The sequence below is a fragment of the Acetobacter nitrogenifigens DSM 23921 = NBRC 105050 genome (genome assembly GCF_000429165.1).
Classification (GTDB): domain Bacteria; phylum Pseudomonadota; class Alphaproteobacteria; order Acetobacterales; family Acetobacteraceae; genus Acetobacter; species Acetobacter nitrogenifigens.
In genome coordinates, this window is sequence record NZ_AUBI01000010.1 from 36598 (window position 1) to 54246 (window position 17649).

Annotated in this window: 13 protein-coding genes and 1 tRNA gene; 4 read left to right on the plus strand and 10 right to left on the minus strand. The window is 59.5% G+C overall.

All coding sequences use genetic code 11. The annotated features are described in order from the left end of the window. Nucleotides 1–61 precede the first annotated feature (61 nt). Nucleotides 62–1801, minus strand: coding sequence for a gamma-glutamyltransferase (gene ggt, locus G442_RS22110; RefSeq protein ID WP_084440566.1), 1740 nt, complete (start codon nt 1799–1801; stop codon nt 62–64). Nucleotides 1802–2355: 554 nt separating this feature from the next. Between ggt and G442_RS22115 the strand changes: the two genes are divergently transcribed. Next, entirely contained in the window at nt 2356–3186 is an 831-nt protein-coding gene (locus tag G442_RS22115) for a creatininase family protein (RefSeq protein ID WP_035376574.1), read from the plus strand. A gap of 110 nt (nt 3187–3296) precedes the next feature. Here the strand turns inward: G442_RS22115 and G442_RS0112065 are convergent, their stop codons facing one another. Together G442_RS0112065 and G442_RS0112070 are read right to left on the minus strand one after the other, a co-directional pair. Next, complete coding sequence (locus G442_RS0112065) at nt 3297–4154, minus strand: alpha/beta fold hydrolase (RefSeq protein WP_026398201.1); 858 nt, start codon at nt 4152–4154, stop codon at nt 3297–3299. A 335-nt stretch (nt 4155–4489) separates the two neighbouring features. Then, nucleotides 4490–5311: an SDR family NAD(P)-dependent oxidoreductase gene (locus G442_RS0112070; protein WP_026398202.1), complete on the minus strand. Its 822-nt coding sequence runs from the start codon at nt 5309–5311 to the stop codon at nt 4490–4492. A 118-nt stretch (nt 5312–5429) separates the two neighbouring features. Between G442_RS0112070 and G442_RS0112075 the strand changes: the two genes are divergently transcribed. Then, nucleotides 5430–6365 (plus strand): GlxA family transcriptional regulator, encoded by a 936-nt coding sequence (locus G442_RS0112075; protein ID WP_026398203.1) that lies wholly within the window; start codon nt 5430–5432, stop codon nt 6363–6365. 770 nt (nt 6366–7135) lie between these two features. Next, complete coding sequence (locus tag G442_RS0112085) at nt 7136–7594, plus strand: hypothetical protein (protein ID WP_146882442.1); 459 nt, start codon at nt 7136–7138, stop codon at nt 7592–7594. Nucleotides 7595–7830: 236 nt separating this feature from the next. On the opposite strand, the gene G442_RS0112090 is transcribed toward G442_RS0112085, so the two are convergent. From G442_RS0112090 to ypfJ, 4 genes are all read right to left on the minus strand, one after another. Then, nucleotides 7831–7905: transfer RNA gene (locus G442_RS0112090), tRNA-Val, on the minus strand. Nucleotides 7906–8032: 127 nt separating this feature from the next. Continuing rightward, nucleotides 8033–10000, minus strand: coding sequence for a M61 family metallopeptidase (locus G442_RS0112095; RefSeq protein ID WP_035376575.1), 1968 nt, complete (start codon nt 9998–10000; stop codon nt 8033–8035). Between the two features lie 147 nt (nt 10001–10147). Further along, nucleotides 10148–11398: an MFS transporter gene (locus G442_RS0112100; RefSeq protein ID WP_035376576.1), complete on the minus strand. Its 1251-nt coding sequence runs from the start codon at nt 11396–11398 to the stop codon at nt 10148–10150. 167 nt (nt 11399–11565) lie between these two features. Beyond that, complete coding sequence (gene ypfJ, locus G442_RS0112105) at nt 11566–12450, minus strand: KPN_02809 family neutral zinc metallopeptidase (RefSeq protein WP_026398207.1); 885 nt, start codon at nt 12448–12450, stop codon at nt 11566–11568. A gap of 626 nt (nt 12451–13076) precedes the next feature. Between ypfJ and G442_RS0112115 the strand changes: the two genes are divergently transcribed. Beyond that, nucleotides 13077–14513, plus strand: a complete 1437-nt coding sequence (locus G442_RS0112115) for a hypothetical protein (RefSeq protein ID WP_026398208.1) — start codon at nt 13077–13079, stop codon at nt 14511–14513. Nucleotides 14514–14551: 38 nt separating this feature from the next. Here G442_RS0112115 and G442_RS22120 read toward each other — a convergent pair whose 3' ends face one another. From G442_RS22120 to G442_RS0112130, 3 genes are all read right to left on the minus strand, one after another. After that, entirely contained in the window at nt 14552–15667 is a 1116-nt protein-coding gene (locus tag G442_RS22120; RefSeq protein WP_035376577.1) for a glycosyltransferase family 4 protein, read from the minus strand. Between the two features lie 21 nt (nt 15668–15688). Beyond that, entirely contained in the window at nt 15689–16357 is a 669-nt protein-coding gene (locus G442_RS0112125) for a glutathione S-transferase family protein (RefSeq protein WP_026398209.1), read from the minus strand. A 293-nt stretch (nt 16358–16650) separates the two neighbouring features. Then, nucleotides 16651–17580: a helix-turn-helix domain-containing protein gene (locus G442_RS0112130; RefSeq protein ID WP_035376578.1), complete on the minus strand. Its 930-nt coding sequence runs from the start codon at nt 17578–17580 to the stop codon at nt 16651–16653. Between the last annotated feature and the right edge of the window lie 69 nt (nt 17581–17649).

Consider the following 17649-nt stretch of genomic DNA (forward strand, 5'->3'; position numbering starts at 1 on the left):
ATATGGCAAAAATCGTTTACAAATCAGTTCAAACCACCATCATCCACACCGCCTCAAAACGTTACTCCGACTTACCGACCAAAGCACTGGCCGCGTCGCTCGCAACCGAGCCATCCGAAGCATTTTCCGGTGCACGATCGGGCCAGAAGCGCACGCCAGGCTTTGCAAGACCGCCGCCAAGCGCGATCGCCACACCATCCGCGCGCCAGCAGGCCGCGCCTTCCATAGCGCCGTCTGCCCTGAACCCAATTGCGTTCATCCCTCCGCCAATGTGCGGTTTCTGCCGCACGTCGTATCCGGACTGTGCGAGCGCGTCCTCCCGCAGCCGGTAAGCTGGCTCAATCTCGACCTCCGCCCCCTGCGTCCAGAGACGCGGCGCCTCGACCGCTTCCTGCAAGGACATGCCGTGATCGAGAAGATTGACGATGGCCTGAAACACTGAGGGAAAGATTCTCAACCCGCCTGGCATGCCAAGAGCGAAACGAGGAGCGCCGTCGCGCAACACCATCATCGGCGCCATCGACGTCGGAACGCGCTTCCCCGGCTGGATTGAAAGCGCGTGCCCCGGATGAGGGTCGAAATTGCTCATGTAGTTATTGGGAATGATCCCCGTTTCAGGGTCCATGAAACGGGCGCCGAACAGACCGTTGATCGTATGCGTCGCCGCCACGACGTTTCCTTCCCCGTCCGCGACCGTAACGTGCGTCGTGTCCGCGCTTTCCCGTCCGTATGCAGGAATATCGGCAAGCGCACCGCCCGCGTCGTGAAGGCGCGCAACGCAATCGCGCGCGTAATCTTTGGCTGTCAACCGCGCAACGGGGACATCCACGAAAGCTGGGTCGCCACTGAACCGACGACGATCCTCGAAGGCGATTTTAATAATTTCAGTCAGGACTCGCAGACTCTCAACACTGCCGAAACCCATGGCTGCAACGTCGAATTCCTCGAGCATGTTCAGCATCTGCGCGACATGCACGCCGGACGACGCAGGCGGAGGCGGCCCCACGATATCGAAACCTCGATACCGGCCGACGATCGGCGCCCGGTCTACGGTCCGGTAATCCCGCAGATCGGCCTCGGTCAGCCAGCCCGGATCATCCCCGGAGGCAATGCGCCGCACCAGCGCCTCGCCCAACGCCCCACCGTGCAGCGCCGAGGCCCCTTCGGCGGCGATCAGTTCAAGCGCTTCTCCATAAACGGGCTGACGCAGGCGCGAACCGACCGGCAACGCCCGCCCGTCCGGCAGGAACAGCGAACGCATCACCGGGTCAACGAGCAGATCCCCGCCGTTCTCATTGATAGCGCCTGAGAGATAATGCGTGACCTGAAAACCCGATTTGGCAAGCCTGATGGCGGGGGCGACAACATCCGCGAATGGCAGTTTGCCAAAGCGCGTCTGCATCGCATGCCAGCCCAACAGATTTCCCGGAACGGCCACGGCGGTTGGTCCGACAAGATTGCGCCGCCCCACCGCATCCATATAACGCGGCCCCTCATCTTCCAGAGGCTCATAAATCTCAGGCGTCATAGAGGCAGCCGCGAAGGACAGCGCATCGATGACGATGTGCTCGCCGGAAGCCAGACGCAGATGCGACAGGCCGCCGCCCATCACGCCGACCATCATGGGTTCGACCACCGTGAGCGCCAGCAACGTCGCCGCCGCCGCGTCGAAAGCGTTCCCGCCAGCGGCGAGCATCTCCGCACCCGCCGCGGCGCCCATCGGATGATTGGCGACGACGACGCCCTTCTTTCCAACGACAGGAGTCTTGTCGCATGTGAAAAGTGGCGGATGAACGATCATAGGCGGTTCTCCTTGGGCCGTAACGCGTCGGAACGCCGTGCTTCCAATCCGTGACGCAGTTCACACTCCGGCGCGCTCATCCACTCGAACGAGCATCGACGGGCCGCATCAGTCGAAGCAACGGCAATTACCCCACCGGTCCGACACTCAACCAGCCGGCGGCGGGATCGCCATTCGCTTCGTTACGACGGTCGTGAATGTCGAGGGCGCCGAGCGCTTTGGTCAAGGGAGACGGCGTCGATTTTTCAGTTCAGCGCGAAAGACGACCATCCCCCTCCTGCGCCTTCCGATCCGCCCACGCCTCGACCTATCTGGCAAAAGCAGGGTAAAGCATGCCCCCCGATCCTGTCGTAGCCCCGCGCGCCATGCCGCGTCGCACCTAGGGAGAACCGCACGCAAGGTTCACCGCCACCGATCGCGCCAGCGCCTCGGCAGGCTGGCCCACGTCACCCGCCTCACGCCCACGCCGCTTTTGGCGGAATGACCGTCGTTTTACGCCGCCGTCTTTCAACCAGCATCCCGCCGATCGTGATCTCTGAAGCAAGGATTTCGCAATGCCTTCGTCGTATTACCTCGCTGAACTCTGCGCCGCAGAAATGCGCGAAGCCGCAGTCCGCAAACCGGTCATCCTTTTGCCCATGGGCAGTTTTGAAGATCAGGGCCCCCACGCCCCCATGGGGGATTACCTCAGCGCCGCGAAAATCGCTGAAAAAATAGCGGAGCGCGCGACGCGGAACGGGCGGGAGACCTATGTCGCTCCGGTCGTCCCGTTCGGCGGGGAAGATTTTTTCGGCTATATGCCAGGAGGAATCTCTCTGTCACAGTCAACGCTACGCGCTGTGGTCGACGATATGTTGCGCTGCCTGCTCCGCCACGACCTTACGCGCGTCGTCTTCATCAACGGTCATGGCGGCAATTGCGGCGTCATTAACGATGCTACGCAAAAAGTCTGGCTTGAACAGCGCGTAATCATGCCGTCCTTCTACCTGTGGCGCGTCGCGCAGGATCTGCTGCCGGGCGTTATCGGCGAAGAACAGGCCGCCAGATCAAGCGGCCACGGCTGCAACCCGCTGACCAGCGTCGTGATGCATCTTTTCCCTGATTTGATCAGGCCCGAACATCTCCACGCCGCCCGCACACCGAGTGACGTCTGGGGCCTGCCCGTCACCGGCTTTACGTCGCTTGCCATTGGCGACGGCGGCACAATCACAGTTCCTCTGGAAGGCGGCGACACGGTGCCCGGTGGCGTGTGGGGAGGAGACCCTCGGCTCTGTTCCGCCGAAACAGGAGCGCAACTGGTCGAGAAACTGGTCTCGATCGGCTCCGAAATCGTGCAACATGTAACCGATCATTCCGACCCGCAGACAGGCAAGGCCATTCTATAAATATTCCTTGCGAAGAAAAGGAAAGATCGACGCTGCAAATGATCCGTCATTGGCGGCGTCGATCTTTCCTCAAGGGGCAGGCGAAATTTGGCTACGGACGCCGCCGCACATCAGGGCGTCGAAAAAATGGCGCCCGCGACCTCGTCTGGATTTTCCAACGAAGCGAAATGCCCCGTGTTTGGCAATATCCGTATATTGCTTCCACGTATCAATTTTTTTACCGATTCGCGCTCGGATGGTTTCGACCAGTCGTGATCGCCATAGACCAACGTGACCGGAACGCTGATGCGCCCATAAAGCACCCGGGCCGCCATAAAACTCGGAAGGCTTCTGAAATACGACGTTTCGACCGTCGGATAGCCACACCTCTTCCCGCTTCGGATCAACTCCGACACAAAATCCGATGGCAATTTGCGTCGGTCGTAAAACCCGCCACCGAGAATGCCCGACAGAACCTGCTCGTTCTCGATACTCGAAATGACTTTTCCGACACCGGGAATACGCATTCCCTTGACGACGAACGACGCGAGAGCGTTCGCTCTTTCTACCCCTTGCGGATAATCATACGTGTTGACCGCTACGACCGAGCGGATACCCTCCCCCCGCTGCGCCGCGATGCTCAGCGCCAGCGTCGCCCCCATCGACTCTCCGGCGAGGACAAGATTTTTCAAGGACAGGCGGTCGATGAAATCGAGCATGTCCCGCCGTACAGAAGGCTCGTCATAAACTGCCTGAGGGCGGATGTCGGACCAACCCATGCCCGGCAGATCCACGGCGTAGACGGTGAAACGTTCCGCCAGAAGAGGTATAAGGCGCTGAAAATAATCCAGTTGCGTCCGCAATGTATGCATCAGCAGAAGCGGAGCGCCGCTGCCCGTCACAAGATATCGGATCCTGTTTCCGGACGAGAGAACGACATGGCGGACCTCGCCTTCTCCCGACCACCTAGGTGTGTATTCATCGCTCATTTTCGGAATCCTTCCCTGTTCACACAACCCGCCGCGGTCGCCGGAATACGTATCTGCAGCCCGATCCATTCAAGAGAAAATCGTCGGGCCATTTTTCATCTTACTTTTCCCAACCGTGTATTTGCTCGTAAGCAGCATACGACATCGGCGTTGTGGCGGCGAAGGCCAGATCTTGCGTCGTCACACTACGAGGTTTGATGTCGGAACACGCCGCCAGCAGCAGGGAAGACAGAGAGGCAAGAACGAAAGCCGCATTTGCACGGCTATGATTTTTAACGCGTGACATTTCTACTATCCTTTACGATAAACGATGACATGAAGATGAGATTACGATCTCATTCGGCTCTGTGGCCGTCTGCACGCGCCGTCGCGTAACGAGCGGCAGGCGAGGAACGAGAAAGATTCGGCGCCAGGGTCTGGCGTGCGGCTTCATAGGCGTTCCAGTCCGCAACATCCGGCAGCGACGGGATCGTCACCAATTCGCCCTGATCAAGCCCGGCCAACGCCGCGTCGACCATGTCTTCCGCTTTCATGACGATTTCAGACGGCAGATGCTCTACTGGCGTGCCTGCGACATTCCAGAATTCCGTCGCCGTGGCGCCCGGCAGCACCGCCTGAACCGTGACGCCGGTCTCCGACAGCTCCTTGTGCAAAGACTGCGTAAGCGCCAGCACGAAGGCCTTGGAGCCGCCATACACGCCGTTCAGGATTTCCGGAGCAATAGCCGCGATCGACGCGATATTGATGATCACGCCCCGATCCCGCGTGACGAAACCGGGCAGTACGGCGTAGGTCAACCGCGTCAGTGCGACGACGTTCAGGTCGATCATCGCTTCCATAGCGTCGATATTTGACTGTAAAGCCGGAGCCGACGAGCCGACGCCAGCGTTATTGACCAGCGCGGTGATGCTGTGATCGGTCTTCAGGATATCCGCCACCCGGCGCACGTCGGCGCTCTGGCCAAGATCCGCCGCCACAACTTCGACGGACCGCCCGGTCGCGTCCGTGATCCGCGCCGCCATTTCGTCAAGCCGCTCCCGGTTGCGCGCAACCAGGATCAGGTCGTAGCCGCGTCGCGCCAGCCGGTCTGCGTAGATGGCGCCGATGCCCGACGATGCGCCCGTCACCAACGCCGTTCCCAGATGTTTCGTTGTCATTGTCGTGGTTCCTTTTCGTTCGAAGGCCCGTCGCCTTCGTCTGGAGGAACCATAGGCGGGCTGGAATTTGTCTTGAATGTCATATATGCGTCTTTTCAAGACAAACAGGATCACAGCCATGCAGCGCGTCGGATTCATCATCTATCCGGGCTTCCAGATCATCGGCCTCGCCGCCGCGACGGCGTTCGAGGTCGCCAACCTCGTCAGCGACCCGCCGGTCTACGACGTATCGGTCCGCTCGGAGGCCGGCGGCACGATCCGTGGATCAGACGCCGTGTCCGTCGACAGCGTGGCGTTGGATGACACGCATTTCGACACCCTGATCGTCCTGGGCGGGACGGGCATTCCCGTTTCCTCGCCTAATTTGCTGGAATATATCCGAACTGCCGCTGAAAGCGTCCGGCGCCTCGCCTCAATCTGCACAGGCGCCTTCGTCCTTGCCGACGCCGGATTGCTCGACGGACGGCGCGCGACCACGCACTGGCTCATGTCACCCGAACTGCGCACCCGGTTTCCGGCGATCAAGGTGGAGGAGGATCGGATATTCCTGATCGACGGCGCGATCTGGACCTCAGCCGGGATGAGCGCCGGGATCGACCTTGCGCTGGCGATGATCGAAAAGGATCTGGGGCGCGACATCGCAAGATCGGTGGCGCAGAAACTGGTGCTCTACCACCGCCGCGCGGGCGGGCAGTCCCAGCATTCGACCCTGCTGGCGCTTGAGCCCAAATCGGACCGTATTCAAAGCGCCATGGACTACGCCCGGCGTAACCTGAGGAACACTCTGGCGGTGGAGGAACTCGCCGAGGCCGCGCATCTCAGTCCCCGCCAGTTCAGCCGCCTCTTCCGCGCCGAAACAGGGGAATCTCCAGCCAAGGCCATCGAAAAACTACGCCTTGAAGCTGCACGGCTGATGCTCGAGCAGGGGCGGCATCCTATCGAGGTCATCGCGCGAGAAACCGGCTTCGACGACCGTAACCGCATGCGCAGGGCCTTTCTGCGGGCCTATGGCGTGCCGCCGCAGGATATCAGGCGCAATCTTGCGGAAGCGTAGGGGGAAATTCCCCTCTGTTTGACGAAGCCGTCCTGCGCGCGCCTCACGCCGAACGTCAGCCGACACGCGGCGAGGGCTGACCTTTCGCTGGCGCCGCGCCCGACACTGGCGAAAAATCATTCGATACGCCTCTTTCTGTTTTGACGTTTCATGCGTTATGATTCTAAGAATTTATTTACATTGCACAAAATTAAGCAGGGACTCTCAATGTCAACTTTAACATTCGACGGAAATCATTAAACCATTACTTTAAACAATAACGATGGCGTCACAGTTGGATTCTGGCGAGCGAACAATCGCACGGACAGCCATGCCACGCTACATTTTGTCCCCAATGGGATTCTACAGCTTCAGGACCGGACAGCGCCGCATCGTCACTCCCAATCTGGCGCAGACACCATCAACGGCGAGTATGGATCATACGGCATCATTCGGATGATGCCTTTTGGCGGACATACGGGGGTTGGCGTTCACGCAGGAAGGGCGACCATACCTGACAGGTCGGCCAAACGGGGCATTGGCCCCGATCACGTGACAGAAGGATGTATCAGGACGACAGAAGACGCCATGAAATCCATCATCGAAACAATGGCCAAAGATCCCCTAACGACTATAACGGTCAAAAATAACCGTAGAAAGCAATAGCCGTGTTCAGAGTATCCTTCACACTTTTCCTAAGTATGTCGACAGCATCCTTTCCGGCCATCGCACGCGCTCAGCAAGCCGTTTCGTCGGCGCCTGTCCATGATGCCTCAATTGAGGTTGTGAGTGTGCCTTATCATTTGCGTCCGACGAACCAATATGGAGCCGTGTGGATCGCGCTAACTGGCGGCATGACCGGAAAAGGCGGCAAAACTATCTCGAGGGGCGATTACGGTGAAGCGAAACCCGGCGACGATATCCTGTTTTCGCCGGAAGGCAGCAGCAGACCGGGGCTGATCATCATCTCCGTCCAGACCGAGAAGCAGCCTCTCACTATCACGCCTGTCACGATTGATCCGGGGGGCGTCATGGCGGATGCGAGTGATCGCAACACCACCCTTCTGATCGCCCTGAATAATCTCGCCATCACAGATATCACCAGTTCGGGAGAAGAGGAGAACTGGCGCGTCGGCAAGCCTGAGAAGATAGCCATGCAAGCAGGTGAAGTGCGGTGGATAAAGCCGGGCGTCCACAAGCTGAAAAATGTAAAGTCGACGAAATCCGAGCTCATCACGATCGAATGGTAAGACAAGAGACTCATCGGACTTAATCTCGCCTGTCACGAGTTGCATTGTCCATCCTGCGTCGCAGCAGCCCGCAAAGAATTTCGCGAATCACAAGCAATGCCAGCGCGCAAAACACTACGCAGATTCATGTAAACTGGCGCTGGATAAAACCGGACAAACCAACGCCAGAATTAACCGAAAATCCGGACTGACAAACAGCGAACCCGCACTAACCAGCTATTTTCTGAGGGAAACCGTGGTGGGTGCGACAGGGATTGAACCTGTGACCCCCGCCGTGTGAAGGCGATGCTCTACCGCTGAGCTACGCACCCGGTCTCGGTGAGGCGCTGTTTAGCCAGTTGAGACGCGCGACGCAAGCCGCCGCGCGTCATTTTCCTCCCCGGCCCCGCATCCCAACCATCAGACCGTCATGAAACGAGGAGCAGGGCCGGTTCCGCGTTACTTTCGCGCGGCGAGAATCGTCCCGAGCACATCGTCCTTACCTTCGAGTCGGACGAGGTGCGGATACCGCAAGCCGCCGTGGTAATCGATGGAGACTGTGCGGAACCTGTCGCCCGAACGAACGAGCAGCGAGATTGGCGCTTTCCCGTCTTTCGCCTGCTCAATGGCGTCGGAAAGGTCGTCGGCGTCATACGCCTGCCGGTTCACCGCGACGATGCTCTCCCCGGCGGCGATCCCCACCTTCCACGACGGGCCGCCCCACAGAACGTTCGTCAGCATGCCTTTGCTATTGATCGAGAAGCCTATGGAAAAGTCGAACAGGCGCATTTTCCGTATCGCCTCATAGGCCTTGATGTAAGGCGTCGGCTCGTCCGTGTAAGACAGCGCGTAGCCGCCGCGCGCAAGTCCGTCGAGCGGCGCGTGGGCGCTGACGGCGTCCAGCCTCTGCCGCAGGAACGTGGCCCAGTCATAAGGCTGAACGCCGTTAAGAGCCGCGACCACGTCTTCGAACCTGTAGGTCCGGGTGACGACGCTGCCGTTATCGACGCCGAAGAACGCGCGGGCGAAATCGTCGAGCGAGCGTTTGCCGCCCGAGAGCGAGCGGATCAGCGTGTCGGCGTCGAGCCAGACAAGCTGCCCTTCGGAATAGTAATCCTCGCTACGCTGCCAGCTCCGCCACGACAGGGCGGCGCGCTGGGCGATGACCGGATCATTGGTGGTGTCCTGCAAAGGACGCCATGTGCGCCCGGCGCGCGTGTCGTACGTGGCGGCGACCATGGCGATCGCGTCTTTCGCCTGATCGGCGGTCATCAACCCGGCGCGCGCGGCCAGCACGTATCCCCAGTATTGGGTCTGGCCTTCATAGACCCACAGCAGGGAGCCGCGTTGCGGCGTGTTGAAGTCCGGCGCCCACAGATCGGCGGGGCGGCGGAATTTTCCGTTCCAGCTATGGGTGTATTCGTGCGCAAGAAGATCGCGCGCCGGGAAGGTCTTGTCCCATTTGGAGAAATAGCCGGTGGGGCCGCTGTTCTCGCTGGACTGGTGATGCTCCAGACCGATCCGCCCAAGCTCGTTCGTCAACGCGAGCAGAAAATCGTAGTGGTCGTAATGATGCGAGCCAAAAAGCATCTGCGCCTGCTCGACCAGCGCGCGGTGAACTGCGATCTGCTCGTCCGTCGCGGCAAGGTATTCCGGCCGATCAGCCACCAGATCGAGCGAGACGGGGGCGTCGCCGGTTTTGGTCAGCTCTATGCGACGGAAATACCGTCCCGCGAAAAGCGGTGAATCGACCAGCGTATTGAACGGAACGACGCCGAACGTGACCTCGTCTCCCCCGGCGGCCTGCGTCCCCTTGCGGGCGGCGTCCGGACGCAGGGCCGTGCCGTAGCCCCAGCCGTGTGGAAGCGTCAGGCTCGTGCGGAACGGAATGTCGCGCGTGTAGTACCCGGCCGGGTAAAGGGCGGTCTGGTTCCACTGCACGTTGACGATGGCCGGCGTCATCACGACACGCCCTATTTCGGGCGTGATCGGGCTGAGCGTCTGAAAAGAAACGTCCAGAGCTTGCGCGCCTGCGGGGACTGCGATGTGAAAGGCGTTGACGTCCACCGTATCGCGCGTCCAGGTCGCCGTTTTGGCGCTCACTTTAACCACCAGACCGCCCAACTGCGTGATCGGGCCGGTCGGCGAGTGATTGCCCGGCAGCCAGGAGGGGTAGAGCAGGACCATGTCGCCGCCCTTGGCGGAAAGCGCCGCCGGAACAGGGACATGTTCGGACACCGAAAGAATGTGCCGGTCGAGATCGGTCGCCACGACATGCAGGTCGATGGTTCCGGGATAGGGCGTGTCCTGTGCGACGGGCGGCTTGGCCGGGAGGGGTAGCGGCTGCGGTCCGTCGGAGGCGAAAGAGTTTGAGAAGGGCGCCAGAAGGGCTGCCGAAGTCAGAAGGAAGAGTGCTCTCTTGTGCACAAGCGATCCTTACGCAGGTATTTCAGGTGGCGCATGCAACCACGCCACGACTCCCCGGGCAATGCGGCTGTTCACCCGCCGACCAGCTTCCCGCTGGGCGGACGGGCCCTTGAAAATCGCCGCTCCCGACAAGATTCACGAACCAGATCAGCCCCGGTCAGGCGAAAACAACAAGGCGCAGGCGCCGAACGCGGCTGTCAGCGCGACATACGCCGCAGGCGCGAGCGGCGTTTGCGGCGTCAACGCGGAAATCGCGGCGGGCGTCAGGCCGCCAAAGATCGCGTATGAGACATTGTAGGAAAGCGACAGGCCGGAGAAGCGCACCGCCGCCGGGAACGCACGCAACATGCCCACCGGCACCAGCCCGACAAAGCCGGAACAAAACCCGCTAAGCGCCGCCCAAGCGACAAGCGATGCCAGATGCGACGGCGCTATGGCGTATAACCCAAAGGCGCCAAGAACCAGCAACGCCCCATAGATCGCCGCCAACAACCGCAGAGGCAGCACGTCCGACAACGCTCCGGCGATGATCACGCTGAGGGTTAGCGTGATCGTGGCGACAAGGCTGGCGGTCATCGTTGTTTGCGCTGGCGCGTGATGAAGCGTTTGCATCAGCGGCGGCATCATCAGGACGAGCACCACGATGGCCGCGGTCAGGGTCCAGGTCGTCGCCATTGAGCACAGGATGGCGCGGCGATGCTGGCGCAGCAGGATCGCTACGGGCAGCGTTTCGGCGGTCTCCGCACGCGCATGCATCTCGCGAAACACCGGCGTTTCGTCGAGCCAACGACGCAGAATCATCGACCCCACGCCGAAAATACCGCCGACGACAAACGGAATACGCCAACCCCACGCGGCGATCTGCGCGTCGGACATCACGCCGTGCAGCGCAAGAATCAACGCCGAACCAAGGAAGATGCCGCCCGTCAGTCCGCCAGTCAGCAGGCCGATTCCAAGACCGGCCCGCCCCGGTCGCGCGTGTTCGGAGACGAACACCCAGCCCCCCGGCGCCTCCCCGCCGATTGCAGCCCCCTGCGCCATGCGCAGCAACAACAGCAGCAACGGCGCGCCGACGCCCAGCACGTCGTATCCGGGCAGCAGGCCGATCGCCAGCGTCGGCAGCGCCATGAGCAGAACGCTGAATGTAAAGACTTTTTTGCGGCCCGAAATATCACCGAAATGCGCCATGATCAGGCCGCCCAGCGGTCGCGCCAGGTACCCTGCGCCGAACAACCCGAAGGTCTCGGTTTGACGCAGCCATTCGGCCTGACTTGCGGGAAAGAAGTGCGCAGCGATCACCTTCGCCAAAAAGGCGAAGATGACGAAATCATAGAACTCCAGTGCGCCGCCCAACGACGCGAGGGCGAAGGTGCGCATTTGCGACGCGCCGCCGGACATGGGTGAAGGCAGCGTCGTTGATGACGGGGGCTGCGCGCCCACGGTGCAAGACATGAAACCCGGTCCATTTCTAGGAAAAGGCCGGGCTTGCGGCCCGGCGGGAAGGGGTAGCGCTTATAGAGGACCGAAGCGCCTTTCGTCCAACCCTGCCCGCACGACGCTGCTGGCTACAGGGTGGACGCGCTGAAGGTGTCGCATTGGCGGACATCGCCAGAGCTGAGGCCACGTCGAAACCAGCTCGCTCTTTGTGCGGACGTGCCGTGCGTGAAGCTGTCAGGCACTACGTAGCCTTGAGCCTGCCGCTCCAGCCGATCGTCGCCAACGGCTGCTGCGGCGTTGAGTCCTTCCTCCACGTCGCCGGTTTGCAGGATGCGTTTGGCGTCATCTGCACGACGCGCCCAGACTCCTGCGAAACAATCCGCCTGCAGCTCCGTGCGGACCGAAGTCCCCGTCGCGCCTTTCGCCGCTGCCCCGCTGCGATTCACCTGCTCCATGATGCCCAGTTCGTTCTGGACATGGTGGCCGATCTCATGCGCGACGACATACGCCTGCGCGAAGTCGCCCCCGGCTCCCAACCTGTCCTTGAGCTCACGGAAGAAGGTCAGATCCAGATACACTTTCTGGTCCGCCGGACAATAAAATGGCCCGACGGAGGTTTCCGCGTAGCCGCAGGCAGAGCGGACGCCGCCGGAGAACAGCACCAGGCGCGGATCGTGATAGGTTTTCCCCATCTGCTGGAAATAGGCTGTCCACACGTCCTCCGTGGACGCCAGAACGCGGGAGAGGAATTGTTTCTGCGGATCGCTGGCCGGAGCCGTCGGCGACGACGATGAAGCCTGCTGCTGCGCGACCACCGATGGAGCGCCGCCCGATCCCTGATCGAGCAGATTGAGGACGATCCGCGGATCGACGCCGAAATACATCGCCCCGAGAACCAGCAACACCCCGCCTATGCCGCCAATCCGGATCGGCGTCCGCCCACGCACGCCGCCTCCGCCGCTTCCACGGATATCGTCGATGTTGTTGCTCTCACGTTCGTCGTCCAGACGCATGCCGTCACCCTGTGATGCCGTTGCAGACCGCATCGGGGCCTGTCGCATGGTTCATGCGGCGAGAAGGCGAAAAGTTCCACCACAATCGTCATGCCCGAGCTCCAGCCTGAGGGATGCTCGCCGAACGGACCGGGTTTACGAACGGTTGGCCTGACGAAATCCGCGGGCCAGGCAACGACACCCTCGCGACGGTTCATCCGCTCTGGCTCGGGTCGTTTGCCGTATAATTCGCCAGCAGTTGCTGCGTCCGCCTTTGGGCCTCCAACCTTCCATAGTGTTGTAAGGGTGGTAGAAGGCTTCAAGTTGATATCGTTAGATCACGCAGGTATGAGCATCAGACGTCGGCAGGACAACTCATGACGACGCTTGAACCGCGCATGCAGTTATCAAATAGATATATCGTCTATTATATGCGCAATAAATTAGTCAATTTCATAAATATTCATTGTGATTATTTCAATGAATTTACCACAAACCAACAACCGCCCGCGGAGCTTTCAGCATTTTAAACACAGAAAGACGATTGACGATGGTTGCTCTCCAACTCATTTTCACTTATTTTCCACCTCTTTGCACCATTGACGCTCTGGTAATCGTCCCACCTCACGCGCGACCCGGATTATCTTATGATCACGCCTTCGCCCTACTTTACAGCAACACACAATCCGTCCATCGCCGCTGGCGTCACGTCACGGCGCGATCTAAAATATATTATGGATTTTCACGGGAAAATACTTTCAAACAAAAATAACGCACTCCATTTCTGCGAAATTGTCGATATCAGCAAAAATGACTGCGTCATGTTCGATAGCGACAATTTACGCCTCACATATGCTGGCGTCGATATCTGCGTGAATGAAGTCGATGGCGTTTTTCACGCGTTGGCGTCAAACAAGGCATCGTCTTATATCGAAATGGATAACGCATTCTTCTATTACTCCTCAAAAAAAATATTTTTGTCGTCAAACGAGGACGGTCAACTGCTTCTCACGAAACTTCGTGAAAAATGGGAAAAATTTCTTCCGATAACAGAAGATATGTTTTTGTTTCTTCGCTCCATATCTCTTCATGGATTACATTACACCGACAATGGACAGATTATCGACAAGGGAAGCATAGAACTGAAATCTTTTGCAATCCAGGATGGGATTAATAATTTTCCCATGGAATATAATCTAGATATATCGGTCAAAAACAAGAATATTTACATCGCCGATAAATTCGCCTGCATAAGAAAAATTGCTTTCAGAAATCCAGCCGTCTATTTTTGTGCTCTTTCATCAAAAGAAATTCTCACTTCGGTATTTGCGTCCATAGAATCTTACTCTCTTTACTCCGAAGTAGATTTTTCCTACGTTATATTTACAAATGTAGAAAACGTAAAAATACCAAACACCATTTCTCATAATCGCATAGAAATAATTAATGTCGAATCTACCGGCCTCATAGATCACGTATACAAAAGATATGAAAAAGAAGTAATTGAAAAAATGCGTCTATACAATCCGGTCATTTACTCAGATGCAGACATCGTGTGCAATAACTCCCTTAAAAGTCTCGAAAATTATCTGATAAAAACTGAAAATATACTCGTCAATACGGAAGACCGATATGACGCAGCGACTATAGAAAACAGCGGGTGGTTCATCGCCAGTTTCAAGAAGGATGACGCACTTCTCCGCGATACCGAAATCGACGCTATCAATTCTGGATTTTTCGGATACTCATCCAAAGAAAACATGATGGATGTTTCTAGCATGATCGGTATCATATCGAAGAATATCATCAAGAGGCACGGCCTGTCTCACTGGGCCTATGACCAATCCGCCTTCAATTACGCGATCATAAAAAATGGGAATTATGATAAAAAATACCTAAAATCCATTGTACAAAACTGGCCATCGGCGAATTTTCACGAAATTCCGATTTGCGGCCTCGTTCATTTTTGCGGCGGCGTCGGAAATTTCTCATCAAAATCAGAAAAAATGCGTTCCTATATGATGTATTTGAAAAATACACACAAACGAAACCCTGCAAGCAACCCTCCAACCCAAGCGCAGTAACCCGCAGACACAGGATTTCGCCGCTGGCGCTCCTTCAGTTATCTCATCTCAGACGCTGCGCGACGCGCTCGCGCTCGCGCAAGATCGTAATTGGCCGCGCGCGCAACGCCGCGCGCGGCGACGTCCGCCCGCAAAGCCCGATCTGTGGCTAGACGTGTAATTGCATCTCCCAACACGTCTGGACGATCCGGATCCACCAAGATTCCAGCTTCTCCGACGACTTCCGGCAATGCTCCGCGATCCGACGCGATCAGCGCAGCACCACAGGCCATCGCCTCCAGCGCCACAAGTCCGAACGGTTCCGACCAACGGCTTGGCGCGGCTACTATCGCGGCGGAGGCCATCGCCTCCAAGACCGCGTCGTGAGATTTATATCCCGCCATGGCGACGCCCGCCGAAGCTGCCCGCACACGCAGGGCCGACAGAAACGGCGTCTCAGGCGAATCCGGCCCAAAACGATCGGCGCCGATAATCTCCGCCCGCCAGCCGGGAAGTTTCGGCAGCGCCTCGGCGCAGGCTGCGACGAACGCATCCACCCCTTTATCGGCCACGACGCGCCCAGCAAACAAAATCAGCTTTTCGCGGTCGGTTTCCGCCCTCAAGGACGGCAGAGCCCCGAGGTCGACGCAATTCGGCAAAACTGCAACATCAGACGCCGACAAAGATGTTTTAGAAATATAACGGTCCCGGAGCCAGCCGGAAACACACGCTACGGCGACCCGACGCGCAAGCGTCTCCCTTTCCCGTGCAGACCCCGCCTTCCGCATCCCCAAAGGATCGTTATGCAGGACAAGACGCATCGGGATATCGGGAAACCAGCGTCGCAAGGCCAGTGCGATTTCGGGTCGGTTATGAATTTCAACGCCAGTCGGCCGTAACGTGTCGAGAACAGCCGCAACTGAAGCGGCGTATCGAAGCGGGCCAAACCGGACGCCGAACGGCGGAGACAGCCGACGCGGCCACCGGGAACGCCACGGCCCTCGATCAATGGCGGCTAAAAATCGGACATCCTGAAACGGCTGTCCCGTGGTCGAGCCGCCAACAACAGTCTCACCGGGCTCTGCGAGGCTACGCACAAGCAGCGCCACCGCCCCGGCTTCGCCCGGCGCAAAGCGTTCACGTGGAGGAAGAACCGTGACAAGACCGCCAGACACGCGCGCCGCCGACCGCCGCCGTCAATCTGCAGATTCGTAGCGTTCGGCAAGCCACTCCGTCGGCTCCGCCTCGGCTTCGGCATACCAGCGTGCGACGAGAGGATGCGCACGCACCGCCTCCGCATAGCGCTGCGCCGTCGCCGACAGGGGCGCGCCATAACCCAGAAACCGGGCGACGACCGGCGCGAACGCTACGTCCGCATTGCCGAACTCCGCCCCGAACAGGTAATGGCCTCCACCGCCAAAGCGATCCCGAGCTTCCGTCCACAACGCGTCGATCCGCGCGATGTCGGCTCTAACCGCGTCTGGAATTCCGTTGGCCAGCCCTCGCCCCCCGCGGCCGAGATTCATCGGCATCGCCACACGCAGCGCCTGAAAACCGGAGTGCATTTCTGCAGACATGGACCGGGCGAACCCGCGCTTCACCGGATCGACGGGCCACAGAGACGGCTCGATGTCCGCGCAGTATTCGGCGATCGCCAGGCTGTCCCACACGCTGACGCCAAGATGCTCCAGATAAGGCGCCCGGGCGCTGGGAGACAGCGCAGTAAGACGCTCAGCGGTGTCAGGCTGGGCGAGCGCCACGAGCTCTTCTACGACATCCAGACCAGCCAGATGAACGGATAGCCACCCCCGCATGGACCATGACGAATAACGCTTCGTGCCTATAACAAGACGTCCGTCAGCCATGGCCGCGCTCCACCGAGGATTAATGGCGGACGACGCAATGCGCCCCGCAGACCGAACCGGATCGGCCCGCGTCGCTTGTAGCGCGGTCCTTGACGTTCCCCAAGCGGCGGAAGCGTGCTCAGAACCGATATGGAACTATGCGCCAGCGAGCGGGAGCGGCCCGGCTCAAGCCGCAGCCAGCGTGCGCTTTCGAGCATCAGAGTGGAGCGGCTTTGCTGGTCGCGAACGTCGAGGCACAGAAAATGCGCGCCGGATCATCGCCTGCGCGCATTTTCAAACGGGTTCACAGGCCGTCAGGCCTGCTCACGCAGCGCCTTTATTTTTCTGTGCAATGTGGACCGACTGACGCCCAGAAGCCGCGCCGCCGGACTTACTTTCCCGCCCGCCATGGCCAGCGCGCCTTCGATCACCGCCCGCTCAGCCTCCATGAAATCCGGCGCGCCCATACCCCGGGCGCCCAGATCGAAACACACATCGCCGCCAGGACGATCGCCCAGTCCCAGTTTGACGCGCGCGGCGTGCGTGGCGCCCACCACGACCTTCGCTTCATCCAACGCGACCATCGGCAGGGACACTCCGTCTCCCTCCCCCAGAAGCACGATCGAGTGCGAGCTGAACGCCTCGATAAAGCTTCTGCGTTCGATGCGCCGCGCCGCGTCGATCAACACGGCCTCCATCATCACCGCCACTCGCCCGGTTGGATCCGGTCGGATCGAACTCGCGTCCAGCGCCCCGGCCACACGCCCGTCCGGACCAAAAAATGGAACGGCCGTGCACGCAAGATAACGCAAGCCCAGTCGCCAGTGCTGCTCCATATGCACCGTCACCGGCGCGCCCTCGACCAGACAGGTGCCGATGCCGTTGGTGCCTGCCTCGCCTTCGCCCCAACGGGCGCCGGGCCACAGATGCCACCGGCGACACCCCTTTTCGAATGGACCATCGCCCCGTCGCGAAACGACGACCCCCTCGGCGTCCGACAGCAGCACCGTGTACTCAAGTGTCGAGACAATGCCATGCAGGCGGTCAAGCTCCGGGTCGGCGGTCTTCATCAAGGCGCCCATCCGCGAGCAGGCCTGCCTCAACTCGGCGCCACACAGAAGATCAGCCCCCACCTGATGCGCCGGATCCATCCGATAATCTCCGGCGCAGCGGCTCCAGGACGCCCGAAGCGGCGGCTTGAGTCCTGCGAAGCGCTCCTCCGGGATCGTGATCACATCGTGCATTGCTTCGGTCCGTTCCTGACCCAAACCATGTGTGTCGCATATCCGCGACAGTTAGGGCCGCTATAGGTC

What these genes read in the sequence shown, in the direction of transcription:
- G442_RS0112130 (WP_035376578.1), bottom strand. Translation starts at nt 17,580, where the DNA reads ATGCACGATGTGATCACGATCCCGGAGGAGCGCTTCGCAGGACTCAAG.
- G442_RS0112100 (WP_035376576.1), bottom strand. Translation starts at nt 11,398, where the DNA reads ATGTCCGGCGGCGCGTCGCAAATGCGCACCTTCGCCCTCGCGTCGTTG.
- ggt (WP_084440566.1), bottom strand. Translation starts at nt 1,801, where the DNA reads ATGATCGTTCATCCGCCACTTTTCACATGCGACAAGACTCCTGTCGTT.
- G442_RS0112075 (WP_026398203.1), top strand. Translation starts at nt 5,430, where the DNA reads ATGCAGCGCGTCGGATTCATCATCTATCCGGGCTTCCAGATCATCGGC.
- G442_RS0112070 (WP_026398202.1), bottom strand. Translation starts at nt 5,311, where the DNA reads ATGACAACGAAACATCTGGGAACGGCGTTGGTGACGGGCGCATCGTCG.
- G442_RS0112065 (WP_026398201.1), bottom strand. Translation starts at nt 4,154, where the DNA reads ATGAGCGATGAATACACACCTAGGTGGTCGGGAGAAGGCGAGGTCCGC.
- ypfJ (WP_026398207.1), bottom strand. Translation starts at nt 12,450, where the DNA reads ATGCGTCTGGACGACGAACGTGAGAGCAACAACATCGACGATATCCGT.
- G442_RS0112115 (WP_026398208.1), top strand. Translation starts at nt 13,077, where the DNA reads ATGATCACGCCTTCGCCCTACTTTACAGCAACACACAATCCGTCCATC.
- G442_RS0112125 (WP_026398209.1), bottom strand. Translation starts at nt 16,357, where the DNA reads ATGGCTGACGGACGTCTTGTTATAGGCACGAAGCGTTATTCGTCATGG.
- G442_RS22115 (WP_035376574.1), top strand. Translation starts at nt 2,356, where the DNA reads ATGCCTTCGTCGTATTACCTCGCTGAACTCTGCGCCGCAGAAATGCGC.